17 protein-coding genes are annotated in these 19046 nt (G+C 29.6%); all 17 read left to right on the forward strand.

What is annotated here, in order from left to right; genetic code table 11:
* Positions 1-262: 262 nt before the first annotated feature.
* The 17 genes from abc-f (at position 263) to WAO56_RS03455 (ending at position 19032) form a co-directional block, all read left to right on the forward strand.
* Positions 263-1747: a ribosomal protection-like ABC-F family protein gene (gene abc-f / locus WAO56_RS03375; protein WP_422143412.1), complete on the forward strand. Its 1485-nt coding sequence runs from the start codon at positions 263-265 to the stop codon at positions 1745-1747.
* Positions 1748-1831: 84 nt separating this feature from the next.
* On the forward strand, positions 1832-2650 hold the full coding sequence (locus tag WAO56_RS03380; protein WP_422143413.1) for a MerR family transcriptional regulator: 819 nt from the start codon (positions 1832-1834) through the stop codon (positions 2648-2650).
* Complete coding sequence (locus tag WAO56_RS03385) at positions 2634-3278, forward strand: GyrI-like domain-containing protein (protein WP_422143414.1); 645 nt, start codon at positions 2634-2636, stop codon at positions 3276-3278. The genes WAO56_RS03380 and WAO56_RS03385 overlap by 17 nt, the downstream gene beginning before the upstream one ends.
* A 138-nt stretch (positions 3279-3416) precedes the next feature.
* Positions 3417-3812, forward strand: coding sequence for a secondary thiamine-phosphate synthase enzyme YjbQ (locus tag WAO56_RS03390; protein ID WP_422143415.1), 396 nt, complete (start codon positions 3417-3419; stop codon positions 3810-3812).
* A gap of 63 nt (positions 3813-3875) precedes the next feature.
* On the forward strand, positions 3876-5993 hold the full coding sequence (locus tag WAO56_RS03395; RefSeq protein ID WP_422143416.1) for a glucose PTS transporter subunit IIA: 2118 nt from the start codon (positions 3876-3878) through the stop codon (positions 5991-5993).
* A 179-nt stretch (positions 5994-6172) separates the two neighbouring features.
* Positions 6173-7318 (forward strand): glycoside hydrolase family 88/105 protein, encoded by a 1146-nt coding sequence (locus tag WAO56_RS03400; protein ID WP_422143417.1) that lies wholly within the window; start codon positions 6173-6175, stop codon positions 7316-7318.
* A 128-nt stretch (positions 7319-7446) separates the two neighbouring features.
* Positions 7447-8223: a 2-dehydro-3-deoxy-D-gluconate 5-dehydrogenase KduD gene (gene kduD / locus WAO56_RS03405; protein ID WP_422143418.1), complete on the forward strand. Its 777-nt coding sequence runs from the start codon at positions 7447-7449 to the stop codon at positions 8221-8223.
* 16 nt (positions 8224-8239) lie between these two features.
* Positions 8240-8878 (forward strand): RpiB/LacA/LacB family sugar-phosphate isomerase, encoded by a 639-nt coding sequence (locus WAO56_RS03410; protein WP_422143419.1) that lies wholly within the window; start codon positions 8240-8242, stop codon positions 8876-8878.
* Positions 8879-8926: 48 nt separating this feature from the next.
* On the forward strand, positions 8927-9934 hold the full coding sequence (locus WAO56_RS03415; RefSeq protein ID WP_422143420.1) for a LacI family DNA-binding transcriptional regulator: 1008 nt from the start codon (positions 8927-8929) through the stop codon (positions 9932-9934).
* Between the two features lie 179 nt (positions 9935-10113).
* Positions 10114-10944 carry a 5-dehydro-4-deoxy-D-glucuronate isomerase gene (kduI, locus tag WAO56_RS03420; protein WP_422143421.1) on the forward strand — a complete coding sequence of 277 codons (831 nt, stop codon included), beginning with the start codon at positions 10114-10116 and terminating at the stop codon, positions 10942-10944.
* A gap of 13 nt (positions 10945-10957) precedes the next feature.
* On the forward strand, positions 10958-12100 hold the full coding sequence (locus tag WAO56_RS03425) for an ABC transporter ATP-binding protein (RefSeq protein WP_422143422.1): 1143 nt from the start codon (positions 10958-10960) through the stop codon (positions 12098-12100).
* A 29-nt stretch (positions 12101-12129) separates the two neighbouring features.
* A complete protein-coding gene (locus WAO56_RS03430; protein WP_422143423.1) occupies positions 12130-13452 on the forward strand; it encodes an extracellular solute-binding protein in 1323 nt (440 codons plus the stop codon).
* Positions 13453-13487: 35 nt separating this feature from the next.
* On the forward strand, positions 13488-14807 hold the full coding sequence (locus WAO56_RS03435) for an ABC transporter substrate-binding protein (protein WP_422143424.1): 1320 nt from the start codon (positions 13488-13490) through the stop codon (positions 14805-14807).
* 59 nt (positions 14808-14866) lie between these two features.
* Entirely contained in the window at positions 14867-15739 is an 873-nt protein-coding gene (locus WAO56_RS03440; protein ID WP_422143425.1) for a carbohydrate ABC transporter permease, read from the forward strand.
* Positions 15739-16626, forward strand: a complete 888-nt coding sequence (locus tag WAO56_RS03445; protein ID WP_422143426.1) for a carbohydrate ABC transporter permease — start codon at positions 15739-15741, stop codon at positions 16624-16626. The genes WAO56_RS03440 and WAO56_RS03445 overlap by 1 nt, the downstream gene beginning before the upstream one ends.
* Before the next feature lie 12 nt (positions 16627-16638).
* On the forward strand, positions 16639-18195 hold the full coding sequence (locus WAO56_RS03450; protein WP_422143427.1) for a glycoside hydrolase family 28 protein: 1557 nt from the start codon (positions 16639-16641) through the stop codon (positions 18193-18195).
* A gap of 15 nt (positions 18196-18210) precedes the next feature.
* Positions 18211-19032 (forward strand): sugar phosphate isomerase/epimerase family protein, encoded by an 822-nt coding sequence (locus WAO56_RS03455; RefSeq protein ID WP_422143428.1) that lies wholly within the window; start codon positions 18211-18213, stop codon positions 19030-19032.
* Positions 19033-19046: the final 14 nt, after the last annotated feature.

Below are 19046 nucleotides of genomic sequence, written 5' to 3' on the forward strand. Positions count from 1 at the left end.
ATTGTGTCTAAGATAAACTTGGTCAACAGATTGCATGAGACCTGTAACAAAATCAAAGATTTTGACTAGGGCTTCAGTCGTAATTTCAAGCCAATCGTAGCAAACTACTCTTGGAGAAATCTGACATTAGAGCTCAACAAAACTATATTTTTATGCCCATGATTTAAATAGAAAATAATAGTAAAACTACATAGAAACATAAACTTGGAGGTGATAAAATGGAAACTTTACATTATTAACTAATTAATAGAAAGGAGAGTTAATGTCTATAATAGATATAAAAAATTTAGAATTTACCTATATTGGTGATATAAAACCTATATTTGAAAATATTAGTTTACAACTGGATAGTAATTGGAAATTAGGTTTAATTGGTAGAAATGGTTATGGCAAATCCACATTTTTAAATATTTTATTGGGAAAATTGGATTATAGTGGTACTATTAGCAGTAAAGTTCATTTTGAATATTTTCCATATGAAATAAAAAATGAAGATTATTTAACTGTTGATGTAGTAGAGGAAATAAAGGGAAATTATGAGCTGTGGAAACTTGAAAGAGAATTAAATCTCTTAAATGTCGACTTGGATATTTTATATAGGCCCTTTAATACTTTAAGCGGCGGAGAACAAACTAAGGTATTAATTGCCTCTATGTTTATATCTGACAACAATTTTTTATTAATAGATGAGCCTACAAATAGTTTAGATATAAAGGGAAGAAGAATTTTAGCTGAATATTTAAATAAAAAATCAGGATTTATACTAGTTTCCCATGATAGAAATTTTCTAAACCATACAATAGATCATGTTCTTACAATAGAAAAGAAAAAAATAGTATTACAAAAAGGAAATTATGATACTTGGAAAGAAAACAAAGATGCTGAAGATGAATTTAATAGAAACAAAAACGAGAAACTAAAAAAGGAAATAAGCAGATTGGAAAAATCAGCTGAGGAAAAAGCTACTTGGTCTGATAGGGTAGAAGCTACAAAGGGACAAAAAATATCGGGAATAAAAGCAGATAAGGGGTATATTGGTCATAAATCTGCAAAAATGATGCAAAGGTCAAAAAATCTTGAGCAAAGATACAAAAAAACATTAAAGGAAAAAACAGGTCTACTTACTAACATAGAGTTTGAAGATGATCTAGTCCTAGAAACTGTAGCTCATCATAGTAAAAACCTTATAGTAGCAGAAAATTATTCAATATCATTTAACGATAAAAGTATATTTGAACCCTTTGATTTTGCAATAGAAAATGGGGAAATTGTAACAATTACTGGAGAAAACGGTGCGGGGAAAAGTAGTTTTTTAAAATCAATAGTAGGTTTTAATATAAAAAGAAATGGAAGCTTAAAATTAGCAAGTAATTTAAAAATTTCCTACTTACCTCAGGAATTCAACTGGATAAAAGGTTCCTTAGACGATTTTATTGAGGATAATAATATAAATAAGACAAAATTTCTAACACTGCTTAGAAAGATGGGCTTTGACAGAGATACCTTCAATAAGGACATAGGCTCCTATAGTAGTGGACAGAAGAAGAAAGTCCTAATATCTAAAAGTATATGTGAAGAAGCCAATATCTATATTTGGGATGAACCTTTAAACTATTTGGATATAATAACAAGACTACAAATAGAAAGAATGATTTTAAGCTATAAACCTACAATAATATTAGTAGAACATGATGAGGATTTTTTAAAAAATATAAATGCTAGAAATATAGAAATTAAAAAAATATAGGGAAAAAGTAGAAGACTTACTTAGGTCTTCTATTTTTTTGCTCTACTGTGTAGAGTATAGTCTATAATTGTAATAGGTGATGAAATGTATAAAATAAGTGAGTTTTCAAAAATTACTAATTTAACAATTAAGACCTTATATTATTATGATAAAGAAAAAATACTACAGCCTTTTTCAAGAGATGAAAAGGGACATAGACTTTATAATGAGAATAATTTTAAACAAGCTAAAATAATAAATATCTTAAGATATTTGGATTTTTCAATTTCTGAAATGAAAGAGGTTATGGAAAATTGTAAAGACCAAGAAGATTTGTCCTATTATTTACTTGAGAAAAAAGAAAATATACTGGCTAAGATAAAAAAAGGAGAGGAACAAATTAAATATATAGATTTATATTTAAGTAAAAAAATAAAGGAGGGGGAAAAGAAAGAGGATTATAGTTTTGAAGTGGTAGAAATAGAAGAAAAAATGGTTTTGTCCTATAAATATAAGGGAAAATATAGTGATGTTGGAAAATACATAGATGAAATATACAAAGTCGGTAAAGATAAGATAATAGGAAATTCATTTTGTTTATATTACGATTATGCTTTTGAAGAAGAGGCGGAAATAGAGGTTTGTTTGCCTGTTTGTAAAAAAATAGAAAACTATAATAACATTAAGTTTAAGGTAATTCCATCTGTAAAGGGAATTAAAACTACCCATATAGGTAGTTATGAATCAATTAATAAGGCTTATAAAAATATAATAGATTATTGTAATAACAATAATTATATTATGAAAACACCAACTAGAGAAATACATATTAAAGGACCAGGGAAAAATTTCAAGGGTAATCCTAAAAAATATATAACTGAAATAATAATACCAATAGGAGAGGAAAATGGAAAAGAAATTTGATTACAAAAAAGAATACAAGGATTTATACTTACCTAAGAAAAAGCCAAGTTTAATAGAAGTTCCAGAAATGGTTTTTATATCAGTCGATGGAAAGGGCAATCCAAATACATCTCAAGAATATAAAGAAGCAATGGAAATTCTCTATGGCTTATCATATACAATAAAAATGAGTAAAATGGATGGAAGCGAACCAAAGGATTATTTTGATTATGTTGTACCTCCACTAGAAGGATTATGGTGGTTTGATGATGAAAACTATAGGGGTGGAGCAATTAAAGATAAAAATGATTTTTTATGGACCTCATTAATTAGACAACCTGAATTTGTAACAGAAGAGGTTTTTTTATGGGCTAAAGAAAAATTACAAAATAAAAAACCCGACCTTAATCTATTAAAAGCAAAATATTTAAAATGGCGAGAAGGACTATGTGTTCAAATAATGCATATTGGCTCCTATGACAATGAAATAGAATCAATTAATAAGATGAATGAATATATAGAAAAAGAAGGCTTTCTTACTGACATTAACAACAATAGAAAACATCATGAAATTTACCTATCTGACCCTAGGCGATGTAAAGTTGAAAACTTAAGAACGGTAATACGCCATCCTATTAAAAAAATATAGAATATTTAAAAGTATTTTTTATAAATAATACTTAATAAAATTGAATTAAGGACATAATGGGTAGTAATAAAGTATACTTATTTATTATATAGATTTTTATAAATTTTATAACTAAGGATTTCATGAAAGGATTTTAATATGCTTTATAACTATTCATTACAAACAAAAAAGGAGTCATTTCATAATATTACTTCCTATGCTCAAAAATCCGTTTCAATTAGCGAAGTGAAAAATGGCCTTTGTGTAATTTTTTGTCCCCATACAACAGCAGGAATAACTATAAATGAAAATGCAGACCCTGATGTAGTAAAAGATATGCTTTATGGCTTAGAAAAGGCCTATCCAGACAGAAAGGAATTTCAACATTTTGAGGGAAATAGTTCTGCTCATTTAAAGGCAACAGCTGTAGGTTCATCAGTTACAGTTATAATTGAAAATGGAAAATTATTACTAGGAACATGGCAAGGTATTTATTTTTGTGAATTTGATGGTCCTAGGACGAGAAAATTCTATGTAAAAATATTATCACAATAATAACATATTTGGTTAAATATGTTATTATATATAAGGAAAATTTTTAGAAAAGGAAGGATATATATGAAAGACAAAATATTTGAAGTCTTACAACGTGTAGGGCGAAGTTTTATGTTGCCAATAGCAATTTTACCAGTTGCTGGATTGTTACTAGGAGTAGGAGGATCTTTTACTAATGAAACTATGATTGCCTCCTATGGACTAGAATCAATTTTAGGAAGTGGTACTGTATTAAATTCATTACTTACTGTAATGAGTAAGGCAGGAAGTGTAATATTCGATAATCTACCTCTTATTTTTGCAGTTGGTGTAGCAATAGGAATGGCAAAAAAAGAAAAAGAAGTATCAGCATTATCTGCTGTAATTGCTTTCTTTGTCATGCATACAGCAATTAACGCTATGTTGACTATATCAGGTAAAGTATTAGCAGATGGTTCAATAGCTCCATCAGTATTACCAGGAACAATAGCAGATGCAGTAGGAATACCATCATTACAAATGGGGGTTTTTGGCGGTATTATTGTAGGGCTTGGAGTTGCAGCACTACATAATAAATTCTACCGAATAGAATTACCAAGTGCTTTGTCGTTTTTTGGAGGTAGTAGATTTGTACCTATAATATCGACAGTAGTATATTTAGTAGTTGGAATATTAATGTTCTATTTATGGCCATTTATTCAAACAGGAATATATTCACTAGGAAAATTAGTTACAGGTACCGGATATATTGGAACATTAGCATTTGGAATAATTAAACGTGCCTTAATCCCATTTGGTTTACACCATGTATTTTATTTGCCATTCTGGCAAACTGCTGTTGGTGGAACAATGGAAGTTGCAGGACAGTTAGTAGAAGGTGGACAAAGAATATTCTTTGCTCAATTAGCTGACCCAAATACAGTACATTTTAGTGCAGAAGCTACTAGGTATTTTTCCGGTGAATTTATATTTATGATTTTCGGTTTACCTGGTGCAGCACTAGCCATGTATAAATGTGCAAAACCTGAAAACAAAAAACAGGCTAAGGGATTACTTTTATCAGCTTCATTAACAAGTATGTTTACAGGAATAACAGAACCATTGGAGTTTTCATTCCTTTTTGTTGCCCCTATGCTATTTGCAGTACAGGTTGTTTTAGCCGGAGCAGCATATATGATTGCCCATATATTTAACATTGCCGTAGGATTAACATTTTCAGGAGGATTAATAGATTTATTCCTATTTGGAATACTTCAAGGTAACGGTAAAACAAACTGGCTAAGAATTATACCAATAGGAATTATTTACTTTATACTATATTATGTAATTTTCAAATTTTTAATATTGAAATTTAACTTAAAAACTCCAGGAAGAGGAGAAGAAAGTGAAGTAAAATTATATACTAAGAAGGATGTAAAAGAACAAAAAGAAAAGGGAACTTCAACAGCTAGTGACCAAATTATAGATATTACTAGAGGCTTAGGTGGCTCTGGAAATATTGACAGTGTAGATTCTTGTGCAACTCGTTTAAGAATTACCGTAGGTGATTCAGCTAAGGTAGATGAAGAATTATTAAAACAAACAGGAGCAGCCGGAGTTATAGTAAAAGGTACAGGAGTTCAAGTAGTTTATGGACCAAAAGTATCTTTAATAAAAACTGAATTAGAAGAATATTTAGAAAGTGGTGAAGTTACTAGCCATGAGGCGGGAAAAGAAGAAGAAAAACAAGAAAAAGAACCGGTTGTAGAAGTTTCTTCAGAAATAATAACAGCACCAATAAAAGGTGAATTAAAACCAATTACTGAAACACCGGACCCAACATTTTCAGAAAAATTAATGGGTGATGGAGTGGTAATATTCCCGGATAATGGTGAAATAGTAGCACCTTGTAATGGTACTGTAAGCTTTGCCTTTGAAACAAAACATGCCGTAGGATTAACATCAGATTCAGGAGTTGAAATATTAATTCATGCTGGAATAAATACAGTAGAATTAAATGGAGAAGGCTTTGAAATGTTCGTTAATAATGGCGATAAAGTGAAGAAGGGTCAGAAATTAATTACCTTTGATTTGGATTTTGTTAATAAAAATGCAACATCATCAGCAGTTGTAATGATATTTACAAATATTGATGGAGAAAAAATTCATGTAGAAAATTATGGACCTGTAAATATAAATGATAATATTTTAGAAATTAAATAGTAATTACAAAAAAGCAGATAAATTTTATTATCTGCTTTTTTTGTGTTATTTTGGTAGTAAAAAGAACTATTAGAGAAATTATAAAAGATATTATAATGAAATTTTATTTTAAATATGATAATATGATAATTAATGTAAGCGCTTTACTTTTGTTATACATAATTATATTGGAGGATATTATGAAAGAAATTAAAAATTTTTTTGATGGATTATTGGAAAAGACTACTCCAAGTAGCCCTAAATGGGACAAAGAAATGGAAAAGGGAAATATAGAACCAAAGTGGAGTTATATAAACGGGTGTATGGTTATAGCGGCTCTTTATATGTTTGATGCTACTGGTGATAATAAATATTTTGAATTTGCAGATAATTTTATTGACTACTACATTGATGATGATGGAAAAATATTAGGTTATAATATTGATGATTACAATTCAGACAGTATTAATGAAGGAAAGACCTTATTTAAACTATATGACTTAACAGGTAAAGAAAAATATAAAAAAGCTTTAGATCTTTTATATTCACAGCTTGAAAACCACCCTAGAATAAAATCAGGGAATTTCTGGCATAAAAAAATATATCCAAACCAAGTTTGGTTAGATGGACTATATATGGTACAACCATTCCTACTAGAATATATAAATAGATATAAGAATGGTGAAGGATATGAAGATGTAATAAATCAATTTAAAAATGTTAATAAGTTTATGAAAGATGAAAAAACTGGCCTTTATTATCATGGTTATGATGAAAGTAGAGAAAGTTTTTGGGCAGATAAAGAGACAGGATTAAGTGAAAATTTCTGGACGAGATCCATTGGCTGGTATACTATGGCATTAATTGACGTTCTAGAAATATTAGACGAAGATTTAATTGAGGAAAGATTATTATTAAAGGGATATTTTAGAGAATTAATAGACTCTCTACTTAAATATGCTGATGAGAAAACAGGTATGTTTTATCAAGCTACAATTTATGGAGGTAGGGAAGGTAATTATTTAGAAACTAGCGGTAGTTGTGCAATTTCTTACTCTATTATGAAAGGTGCTAGATTAGGATATCTTCCAAAGGAATATTTTGAAAAAGGTAAAAGAATTTTAAATTCTGTAGTTAATAATAAATTAGTTAAAGAAAATGATGAATATATTCTTAAAGATATATGTCTAATTGCAGGTTTAGGTGGTATGCCAGGAATGGGCGATTATAAAATAAGAGATGGTAAATATGAGTATTATATTTCTGAACCAATTGTAGAAAATGATGCTAAAGGAATATCTACATTAGTCTATGCATATTCTGAATTAATAAGAGAAAATAAATAGTGAATAAATAAAAAATAGAAGTAGATGGTAACTACTTCTATTTTATTTAAATTTGACAAAACCGGTTTACCATATTATAATTCAAATTAAGAATAAAAAAGTAAACGCTTACAAAATAGGAGGATATTATGGAACTAAAAGAATTTAATAAAGATTTATTTAATTTAGAGGGGAAAGTTGCAATAGTTACAGGAGGATGTACAGGATTAGGTCAGGCTTATTCTTATGCATTGGCTTCATGTGGAGCTGATATTGTAGTTACATCCCATAGAATACCTTCAGATGAAACAAAAGATTTAATTGAAGGCTTAGGAAGAAAACTGTTAGTTGTACAATGTGATCTTTCGACAGAAGAAGGAAGAAATAAGTTAGTTGAGAGCACATTAAAAGAGTTTGGTAAAATAGATATTTTAGTAAACAATGCAGGAACAATAAAAAGAGCTCCTCTATTAGAGCATCCTGATGAGTATTGGGAAACTGTAATAGACTTGAATTTAAACTCCCTATATTATTTGGGAAAAAGAGTAGCTAAGGAAATGGTAGATCAAGGTGGAGGAAAAATCATTAATATAGCTTCAATGCTTTCATATCAAGGTGGAAAATTCGTTCCTGGATATGCAGCAAGTAAACATGGAGTTGTTGGACTTACACAATCCTTTTGTAATGAATTAGCAGGTTTAAATGTTCAAGTAAATGCAGTTGCACCAGGATATGTTATTACAAATAATACTGCACCAATATTAGAAAATGAAGAAAGAAAAGAATCTATATCTGCACGAATACCAGCAGGTAAATGGGCAAATCCAATAGACATTGCAGGAGCAGTTGTATTTTTAGCAAGTGGTGCTTCTGATTATGTTAATGGAATAGTAATACCTGTAGATGGCGGATGGTTAGCTAGTTAATTGTTAGGAGGATATTATGAAAATCGCATTAATAAATGAAAATTCACAAGCAGGTAAAAATGTTATAATATATGATGAACTTAAGAAAACAACAGATAAAAAAGGTTATGAGGTTATAAATTTTGGAATGTTTAATAATGAAGATCCAAATTCATTAACTTATGTTCAAATAGGTTTACTATCATCTATTTTATTATCAACTAAGGCTGTTGATTTTGTTGTAACAGGATGTGGAACAGGAGAAGGAGCCTGTGTTGCTTCTAATGCATTTCCAAATGTAGTTTGTGGACATGTAACGAATCCTCTTGATGCATATTTGTTCTCACAAGTAAATGGTGGTAATGCAGTGGCAATACCATTTGCACAAAATTATGGATGGGGTGGAGAATTAAACCTAAGGTATCTTTTTGAAAAATTATTTTTAGATGAAATGGGGGGAGGCTACCCTGTTGAAAGAAGAGAACCTGAACAAAAAAATGCTAAAATATTAGATGAAGTAAAGAAAGTTACTCATAGACCGCTAATAGATATATTAAAGAATATTGACAAAGAATTTTTAAAAGAAACTATAGATAGACCTTCTTTTAAAGAATATTTTTTTGAAAATTCAAAAGATGAAGAAATAAGCAATTATTTAAAAGAAATTATTTCTTAAAATAGGAGATACTCCTTCTTTAAGAAATATTAAAGGAGGAGCATCCTTATGAAAAAAATTACAATTAATGATATTGCAAAAATGGCAGGTACATCTAAAACTACTGTATCCTTTTATTTAAATGGCAAATATAATAAAATGAGTGAAGGTACTAAAAAGAGAATAGGAAAAGTTATAGAAGAGAACAACTATATACCTAATAATGCAGCAAGGGCTATTAATAATAAATCATCAAAAACAATAGGAGTAGTTATTTCCTCTATTACAAACGGATTCTCAAATAAGCTTGTTAGTGGAATTGAAGAATCTGCTTTAGAAAAAGATTATCAAATAATAGTAGGCTCGTCTCATTCTGAGCCTACTAGAGAATATAAGTGTGTAGAGAATATGATTAAATGTAATGTAGATGGTTTTATAGTTCAACCTTCAATGGAATTTAAAAAAACCTTGGATTTGATTAAAAGATATGATATTCCTATTGTATATGTAGATTCACACTTATATACTAATGATATTCCTTTAGTTAAAACCAACAATTATAAATCAACTTATGAATTTACTAAATATCTTATAAGAAAAGGATATAATAATTTTCTTATAATTGAAGCAGATCCAAGTAATCTATCAACAAGACTTGAAAGACATGATGGTTTTTATGATGCTTTAAATGGAACAAATTTACCTGTCCAAGAATTTGTAGTTAAAAATAAGAATGATAAAATGTTAGTAGAAAAACTAGTGGAATTTGCATCTAAAAATATAGATTTAACTAAGAGGACTGTAGTGTTTTCACCAAATTGTTGGATGTTACCTAAAGTGTATGAATCTTTAAAAAATTTTTATGGATTAATGCCAAATCAATTAGGACTATATGGATTTGACAACGATGAGTGGATTAATAGTGTTACACCTTCGGTATCTTCAATTATTCAGCCAGCATATGAGGAAGGGAAAGTTGCCTTTAAGTTATTATATGAATTAATTAAAGGCTATAGAAAAGGATATGTGAAAGAAGTTATAGATTGTGATTTAATTTTAAATCAATCAGTTTTATAATTTAATATTTACTATTGACAAACACAAGAAAAAAGTATATTATATCTGTAATAAGTAAACTGGTTTAACAAACATATAGAAATCTAGGTTTTGAAAGGAAAATGATTTCTTTACAATAGATTTCTATTTTTTTAAAAGAAAATGTAAGCGCTTTAAAAGTTAAGAAAGGATGATTAACAATGAAAATAATGTATACTCATTCACCTAAAGATATTCGTCATTATTCAACATCAGAATTAAGAGAGGAATTTCTAGCAACTGAAATATTTACACCAGGAACTATAAATAGTTATTATACATATAACGATAGAATGATTTTTGGTGGAATAATGCCACTGGATAAAACTTTAGAAATTGTAATGGATAAAGAATTGGGAGTAGAGTATTTTCTACAAAGAAGAGAACTTGGAGTTATTAATATTGGAGGGCCAGGTAAGATTATTGTAGATGGTAAAGAAGAAGAAATGGTAAAGCAAGATGGATATTATATTGGAATTGAAACTAAAGAACTTAAATTTCAATCATTAGATAAAAATAATCCTGCAAAATTTTACTTTGCATCAACACCAGGACATAAAAAACATCCAAATGTAAAAATAAGTATATCTCAAATTGTTCCTAGAGATATAGGTGAACAATCTACTATGAATAAGAGAAAAATTTATCAATATGTACATCCTAATAATTGTGAAAGTTGTCAATTACAAATGGGTTACACTATTTTAAATGAAGGAAGTGGTTGGAATACAATGCCAGTTCACACTCATGCAAGAAGGATGGAAACGTATTTTTATTTTGATATGGATGAAGACAGTATAGTTTTTCACTTTATGGGTTTACCAGATGAAACTAAACATATTGTTATGCAAAATGAACAAGCAGTTACATCGCCAAGTTGGTCAATTCATTCTGGTATAGGAACAAAAGCCTATTCTTTTATTTGGGCAATGTGTGGAGAAAATATTACTTATGATGACATGGATCATGTTGCAATGAAAGATATTAAATAAATAGAGGTGTATTATGGCAAATGTAATTTTAGAAAAAGTTGAAAAAACTTGTCCTAATGGATTTAAAGCTGTTCATGGAATCGATTTAGAAATTAAGGAAAACGAATTTATGGTTTTTGTTGGTCCTTCAGGCTGTGCTAAATCTACTACATTAAGAATGATAGCTGGTTTAGAAGAAATTACTGGTGGGAAAATTTATATTGGTGATGAGGTAGTAAACCAAGTAGAACCAAAAGATAGGGGAATAGCTATGGTGTTCCAAAATTATGCTCTTTATCCTCATATGACAACATATGATAATATGGCTTTTGGTTTAAAAATGCAAAAAGTTCCAAAAGATGAAATAAAAACTAGAGTTGAAGCAGCAGCAGAAAGACTACAAATAACTGACTTATTAGATAGAAAACCAAAGGAAATGTCAGGAGGACAAAAACAAAGGGTTGCTGTTGGAAGAGCAATAGTAAGAGAGCCTAAAGTATTCCTATTTGATGAACCTTTATCAAATCTAGATGCTAAACTACGTGTTTCCCTAAGAGTAAGTATTAAGGAGTTACATACTCAACTTAAAACAGAAGGTAAACCTGCAACTATGATATACGTTACTCATGATCAGGTAGAAGCAATGACTATGGGGGATAGAATTTGTGTTATGGAGACAGGGGTTATAAAACAAGTTGATACTCCAATGAATTTATACAATTATCCAGCAAATAAATTCGTTGCTACATTTATAGGTTCACCAATGATGAATATGTTAGAAGTAGAATTAGAGAAGGATAACAATGGAATATACTGTAATATTAAAGCTTGTGAGGGAGTTAAAAATTGTAAGGATTTTAAACTTTACTTAAATGATGACAAGGCAAAAAAAGTAGAATCCTATGTTGGTAAAAGAGTATGGTTAGGTTTTAGACCAGAAGCAGTAAAATATGAAAAAACAAGAACAGAAAATACTGTAACTGGCTTAATAGATGTTATTGAAAGAATGGGAAATGAAGAATATATATATTTTCATATAAATGATATGAAGTTAATTTCTAGAGAAGAAGCAAATACCAGTATGGGATTAAATATTGGTGATGAATTTGACTTTAGAATAGATGCAGATAAAATACATATATTCGACATGGAAACTGAAGATAATATCACTTTATAAGTAAATCTAAACTAAAACGGAGGATAACAATGAATAGCAAAAAAAATAGATTTATTAGTTTGCTTTTAGTAATGGTTATGTTAATGACAACTTTAACAGCCTGTGGAGAAAAGAAAAAGAACACAAGCAATACTTCGACCGGTGTAAGTGGAGATCAAGTTGAATTAAGATTTTCCTGGTGGGGAGGAGATTCCCGTCATGAAAAAACATTAAAAGTTATAGAATTATTTGAAGAAAAACATCCTAATATAAAAATAAAGGCAGAATATGCTGGTTGGGATGGATATCAAGAAAAACAAACTACTCAAATAGCTGGTGGAACAGAAGCAGATATAATGCAAGTAAACTGGAACTGGTTAACTCAGTATTCAGCAGATGGTTCAGGTTTTTATGATTTAAATGAAGTAAAAGACATTTTAAAATTAGAAAATTATGATGAAGATATGCTAGAATTAGTAACTCAAAATGGTGTATTAAATGCAATGCCAGTTGCCAAAACAGGAAAAGTATTTTATTGGAATAAAACTACCTTTGATAAAGCGGGAGTTGAAATACCAACTAACTTTGATGAGCTGAAAGTAGTAGCTGAAGATATGAAAGAAAAACTAGGGGATAATTTCTATCCGTTTGCTAGTATTGGTCCTTATTCAACATTTTTATTGACATTATACATAGCAGAACAGGAAACAGGAAAAACTTTTATAGAAAATAATGAAGTAGCATATACAGAAAAAGAATTATCACAGGCTTTAAAAGATTGTATGTCTTTAGTTAAAACAGGTATCTCACCATCAGTTGAAGAAACAGCTGGTGGAGGAAATGTAAGTGCGGATCAAATGCCAGCTTGGATAGAGGGTAGATATGCTGGTATTTATGAATGGGACAGTACTATAAATAAATATGAATCAGCCTTAGCAGAAGGTCAAGAGTTAGTTGTGGGAGAGTATTTAACAGGATTTGGAACTCATGATGCAGCGTTGACTAAGTTATCAATGGCTTTTGCTATTAGTAAAAATACAAAATATCCAGAAGAAGCTGCTACATTTATAAACTTCCTATTGTCAGACCCAGAAGCAGTAAAAATTATGGAAACAGATAGAGGAATTCCAGTAAATAAAGAAGCTATAAAAACTTTAGAGGATGAAGGTTTATTAACAGGAATAGCTTATGAAGGAAATAAATTAGCTTTTGAACACAAGGGTAAAGACATAAGTCCATATTTTGAAGATACTCAATTAAAGAAGTCCTATGAGGAGACTTTGGATCAATTAGGATATGGAAAGATAAATGAAGATGAGGCAGCTAAACAGATTATTGAAGTTGTAAATAATAAATTAGAATCTGTTAAGTAGTAATTGGGATAATTTTAGAAATAAGGAGGATAATAATGAAAAAGAGAAAAATTACATTTTTGAGTTTAGTATTAGTGTTGGTTTTAATGTTACCATTACTAACAGCATGTGGTGAGAAGAAGAAAGGTTCTGGTGGATCTGAAGGAGCTAGTGGCGATCAAGTTGAATTAAGATTTTCCTGGTGGGGAGGAGATTCCCGTCATGAAAAAACATTGGAAGTTATAAAACTATTTGAAGAAAAATATCCTAATATAAAAATAAAGGCAGAATATGCTGGTTGGGATGGATATCAAGAAAAACAAACTACTCAAATAGCTGGTGGAACAGAAGCAGATATAATGCAAGTAAACTGGAACTGGTTAACCCAGTATTCAGCAGATGGCTCAGGTTTTTATGATTTAAATGAAGTAAAAGACATTTTAAAATTAGAAAATTATGATGAAGATATGCTAGAATTAGTAACTCAAAATGGTGTATTAAATGCAATGCCAGTTGCTAAAACAGGTAGAGTATTTTATTGGAACAAAACTACCTTTGATAAAGCTGGAGTTGAAATACCAACAACATTTGACGAGTTATTACAAGCAGCAAAAGATATGAAGAGTAAATTAGGAGAAGACTTTTTCCCATTTGTTAATATAGATACATACTCATCATTCTTAATGACTCTATATATTGCAGAACAGGAAACAGGAAAAACTTTTATAGAAGATAATAAAGTAGCGTACACAGAAGAAGAACTAACTAAGGCATTAAAGAATTATATGTCATTAGTTGATGGTGGAGCAATGCCATCTGTTGAATATCTAGCTGGAGCAGGAAATGTAAGTGCAGATCAAATGCCAGGTTGGATTGAAGGAAAATATGCAGGAACTTATGAATGGGATAGTTCAATTAATAAATTTGTTTCAGCCTTAGCAGAAGGTCAAGAATTAGTTACAGGAACATACTTAAAAGGCTTTGGAGATAGTGATTCAGCAATAACAAAACTGTCAATGGCTTTTGCTATTAGTAAAAATACAAAACATCCAGAAGAGGCAGCAACATTTGTTAACTTCTTATTGTCAGATCCAGAAGCGGTAAAAATTATGGAAACAGATAGAGGAATTCCAGTAAATAAAGAAGCTATAAAAACTTTAGAGGATGAGGGACTATTAACAGGAATAGCTTATGAAGGAAATATATTAGCTTATGAGCATAAGGGAAAAGATATAAGTCCTTATTTTGAAGATACTCAACTAAAGAAATTATATGAGGAAACTCTTGAAGAAGTAGGATACGGTAGAATTGATGAAGCACAAGCAGCTAAGAAAATCATTGATGGTGTAAATCAAAAATTAGCAACTGTAAAATAGGATAAAGGCTAGTTTTCTAGCCTGATTATCTTATTAATAAGATAGGAGGTTATCTACCTATGAAAAAGAAAAAGGTAGGATTAATATATTTAACACCTTGGTTAATAGGGTTAATAGTTTTTACAGCATTTCCTTTTTTAGCATCTTTAGTTCTTAGTTTTACTGAGTACGATTTAATAACTGCACCTAAATTTATAGGATTTGATAATTTTATAAGGATGTTTAAAGATCCTGCATTTATTAAATCTTTTGGAGTAACGATTAAATATGTATTTATGACAGTTCCATTGAAACTGATATTTGCATTATTTATTGCATTTATTTTAAACTTTAAATTAAAAGGTGTAAACTTATTTAGAACTGCTTATTACTTACCTTCAATATTAGGAGGAAGTGTTGCAATAGCTGTATTATGGAGATTTTTATTTGCAGATACAGGTATTATTAATATGATTTTAGATAATTTTGGAATAGGTCCTGTTCCATGGTTAAATAGTGAGAAATATGCCTTAGTGACATTATCCTTACTTAGGATTTGGCAGTTTGGGTCACCAATGGTAATATTTTTATCAGCCTTACAGTCAATACCAGATTATTTATATGAAGCAGCAAGAATTGATGGGGCATCAAAATGGAAACAATTTTTCCAAATTACAGTTCCAATGATAAGTCCAACAATATTCTTTAACTTTATTATGCAATTAATACAAGCATTTCAAGAGTTTAATGGACCATATATTATTACAGGAGGAGGACCTTTAAATTCTACATATTTATTCCCACTATATATTTATGATAGTGCATTTAAATATTTTGATATGGGATATGCTAGTGCAATGGCATGGTTCTTATTCCTAGTAATAATGGTTATGACTGTGTTGGTATTTAAAACTGAAAAATACTGGGTTTATTATGATGGTGGTGACGAATAATGAAAAATATAGAACAAAAATATGATTTTGAAAAAGCGGAAAAGAAAAGAAAATTTAAAAATACAATTAATAAAACCATTAGATATACAGTATTAATATTAGTAGGTTTAATAATGCTTTATCCACTACTTTGGATGATAGGTTCATCATTTAAGGAAAATTCTGAAATATTTACTTCAATAGGTATTATTCCAAAGAAATTAGATTTTAGTGGATATGTAAAAGGTTGGGAGACATCTACTGAATATACATTTGCAAGGTATTTTTCCAATTCATTAATGATAGCAATACCAAAGGTAATCTTAACAGTAATTTCAGCAACATTATCAGCATATGCTTTTGCCAGATTTGACTTTCCAGGCAAGAAAATATTCTTTGCCTTATTGATTGCAACGCTAATGTTACCAAACTTAGTGTTGAGAATACCACAATATTTAATGTTTAAACAGTTTAACTGGTTAGATACTTTTAAACCACTAGTAGTACCCGCCGCCTTTGCGACGGAGGGGTTCTTCGTATTCATGATAGTTCAATATATAAAAGGACTGCCAACAGATTTGGAACAGGCAGCAAAAATTGATGGATGTAATTCGCTACAAACTTTAATATATGTATTGGTTCCAATTATAAAGCCATCTATGATTTCAGCAGGATTATTCCAGTTTATGTGGACAATGAATGACTTCTTAGGACCATTAATATATATATCTTCCGTAGGAAAGTATCCAATATCAATAGCACTAAAAATGTCCATGGATGCTACAACATCTGTACAGTGGTCATCAGTATTGGCAATGTCCGTAATAGCATTAATACCATCTTTACTAGTATTTTTCTTAGGACAAAAATACTTTGTTGATGGTGTATCTTCAACAGGTATGAAATAAAGGGTAGGTAATATGATAAAATACAAAATTTTAAAAGTAACAGATCGTTCTGTTACTTTTGAATTATTAAATAATAATTGTTATTTTAATGATGAAGAAATAACAGTACTTATTAATGACGAAGTAGCTTTAAAAACTACAAAAAATGTTAATTCGATTTATGGTTTAGACGAGGATACAGAATACAGAATAAAACTAGAATCCTCTACAAAAAATAGTGAAGAAATTATTTTCAAAACGAAAGAATATAAATTTGTTTTGGATATTTCAGAATTTGGTGCAAAAGGGAATGGAATAGAGGATGATACTATTTATATTCAAACGGCAATTAATGTTGCACCAAAAGGCTCACTAGTTGAAATAAATAAAGGTAAATATAATATAACATCTCTATTTATGAAATCAGGAGTAGATTTATATATTGATAAAGATGCTGAGCTTATTTCAGTTGGAAATAGAGAAAATCTTCCTATATTTCCTAGTAATATAGAAAAAAATGAAGATAGACTATACTTAGGAACATGGGAAGGTATTACAAGACAGTGTTTTGCTGGAACTTTAAATATCGTAGAATCCAGTGATGTATCTGTATTTGGACAAGGTAGCATTAATGGAATGGCTTCATATGAAAATTGGTGGAAGGATTTTGAAACTTTTAATATTGCCTGGAGACCAAGGCTTATAAGCATTTTAAATAGTAAAAATATTACACTAATGGATATAAATGTAAAAAATTCTCCTTCTTGGACAATACATCCAGTTTTATCTAAAAAATTAGAATTTATTAATTTGTATGTTGAAAATCCTAAAGATGCTCCTAATACAGATGGATTAGACCCAGAATTTTGTAAGGATGTTTTAATTAAAGGAGTTCATTTCTCTGTAGGGGATGATTGCGTAGCATTAAAGTCAGGAAAATTTGATTTTGCCATGGAAACTAAAGAAACAACAGAAAATGTTTTAATAGAAAATTGTTTTATGGAAGATGGTCATGGTGCAGTTACAATGGGAAGTGAAATGTCTGGTGGAATAAAAGATGTAACAATTAAAAATTGCTTTTTTAAGGGAACAGATAGAGGTTTTAGAGTAAAAACCAGAAGAGGAAGAGGAATAAGGGGAGTTATAGAAAATATAAAAATGAAAAATGTTATTATGGATGATGTGGATACAGCAATAGCATTAAATTCTTTTTATTTCTGCTGTGATCCTGATGGTAAAAGTGAATATGTATGGTCAAAAGAAAAACTTCCAATAGATGAAAGAACTCCACATATAAAGAGCTTATACTTAGAAGATGTGGAATGTAGAAACTTAAATGCCTGTTCAGCTTTTATATATGGACTTCCTGAAAAAATGGTAGAAGAAATTAGTTTAAAAAATGTTAAATTTAGTTTTAGAGAAGATGCAAGACCAGCATATCCAGAGATGTTATCATTCCAAGATAAAGTTTCAAAAAGAGGAATTATGGGTTTAAATATAAAGAAATTATATTTAGAAAATGTTGTGTTTGAAAATATTGAGGGAGAGCATTTAGAAATAGAAAATGTAGAAGAGCTAATTGAAAAATAGGAGGATGATATTATTATGATAGGTGTTAGATTACATGATGTAGGAAATTTTGACATAGATAATATAGGTAGTGAAGTAATTAAAAGAGACTTTACTACAATTCAATTAGCCTTTCAAAAAGCAATAAAGGGTTTTAAATATAAAGAGGGAATTTTAAATCAGGGATTAATTAGGAGAATAAATAAATCATTAAAGGATAATGGAGTATCGGTGGCAGTACTGGGATGCTATATTGATCCTGCAGCGGAAACACAAGAAAAAAGAGATGCGGAACTGGTGAAATTTAAAGAACATTTACGATATGCGAGACAATTAGATGCCTATGTTGTTGGGACAGAAACAGGACATATGAAAGAATGTTTTACTAGAGAAGAACAATTTAAATATTTAATAAATTTCATGCAAGATGCTTTAAAAGTTGCAGAGAGTTTTGGAGTTTTTATAGCTTTGGAAGCTGTTAGTATTGACACTATTAATAATGAATATATGATGAAGGCAGCTTTGGATATTTTAGATTCACCAAATTTAGTTGTTATATTTGATCCTGTAAATATGCTAGATGAAAATAATTATAAAAATCAAAGAGAAATATTTACAAGAGTATTTGAATTCTATGGTAATAAAATAGAGATAATGCATGCTAAGGATTTTAAAATGGGAGAAGATGGAAAGTTAATAAAAACTTTACCAGCTGGAACAGGAGACCTAGATTATAAATTCATTCTAAAGAAAATGCTAGACTATAAACCGGATATAGACATATTATTGGAAAATGCAACAGAAGAAACTTTTCATTCTAGTAAGAGGTATTTGGAAAAAATAATAGAGGATTATTAAAGGATAAGGATAAT

This window comes from Miniphocaeibacter sp., assembly GCF_049276255.1.
GTDB lineage: Bacteria > Bacillota > Clostridia > Tissierellales > Peptoniphilaceae > Miniphocaeibacter.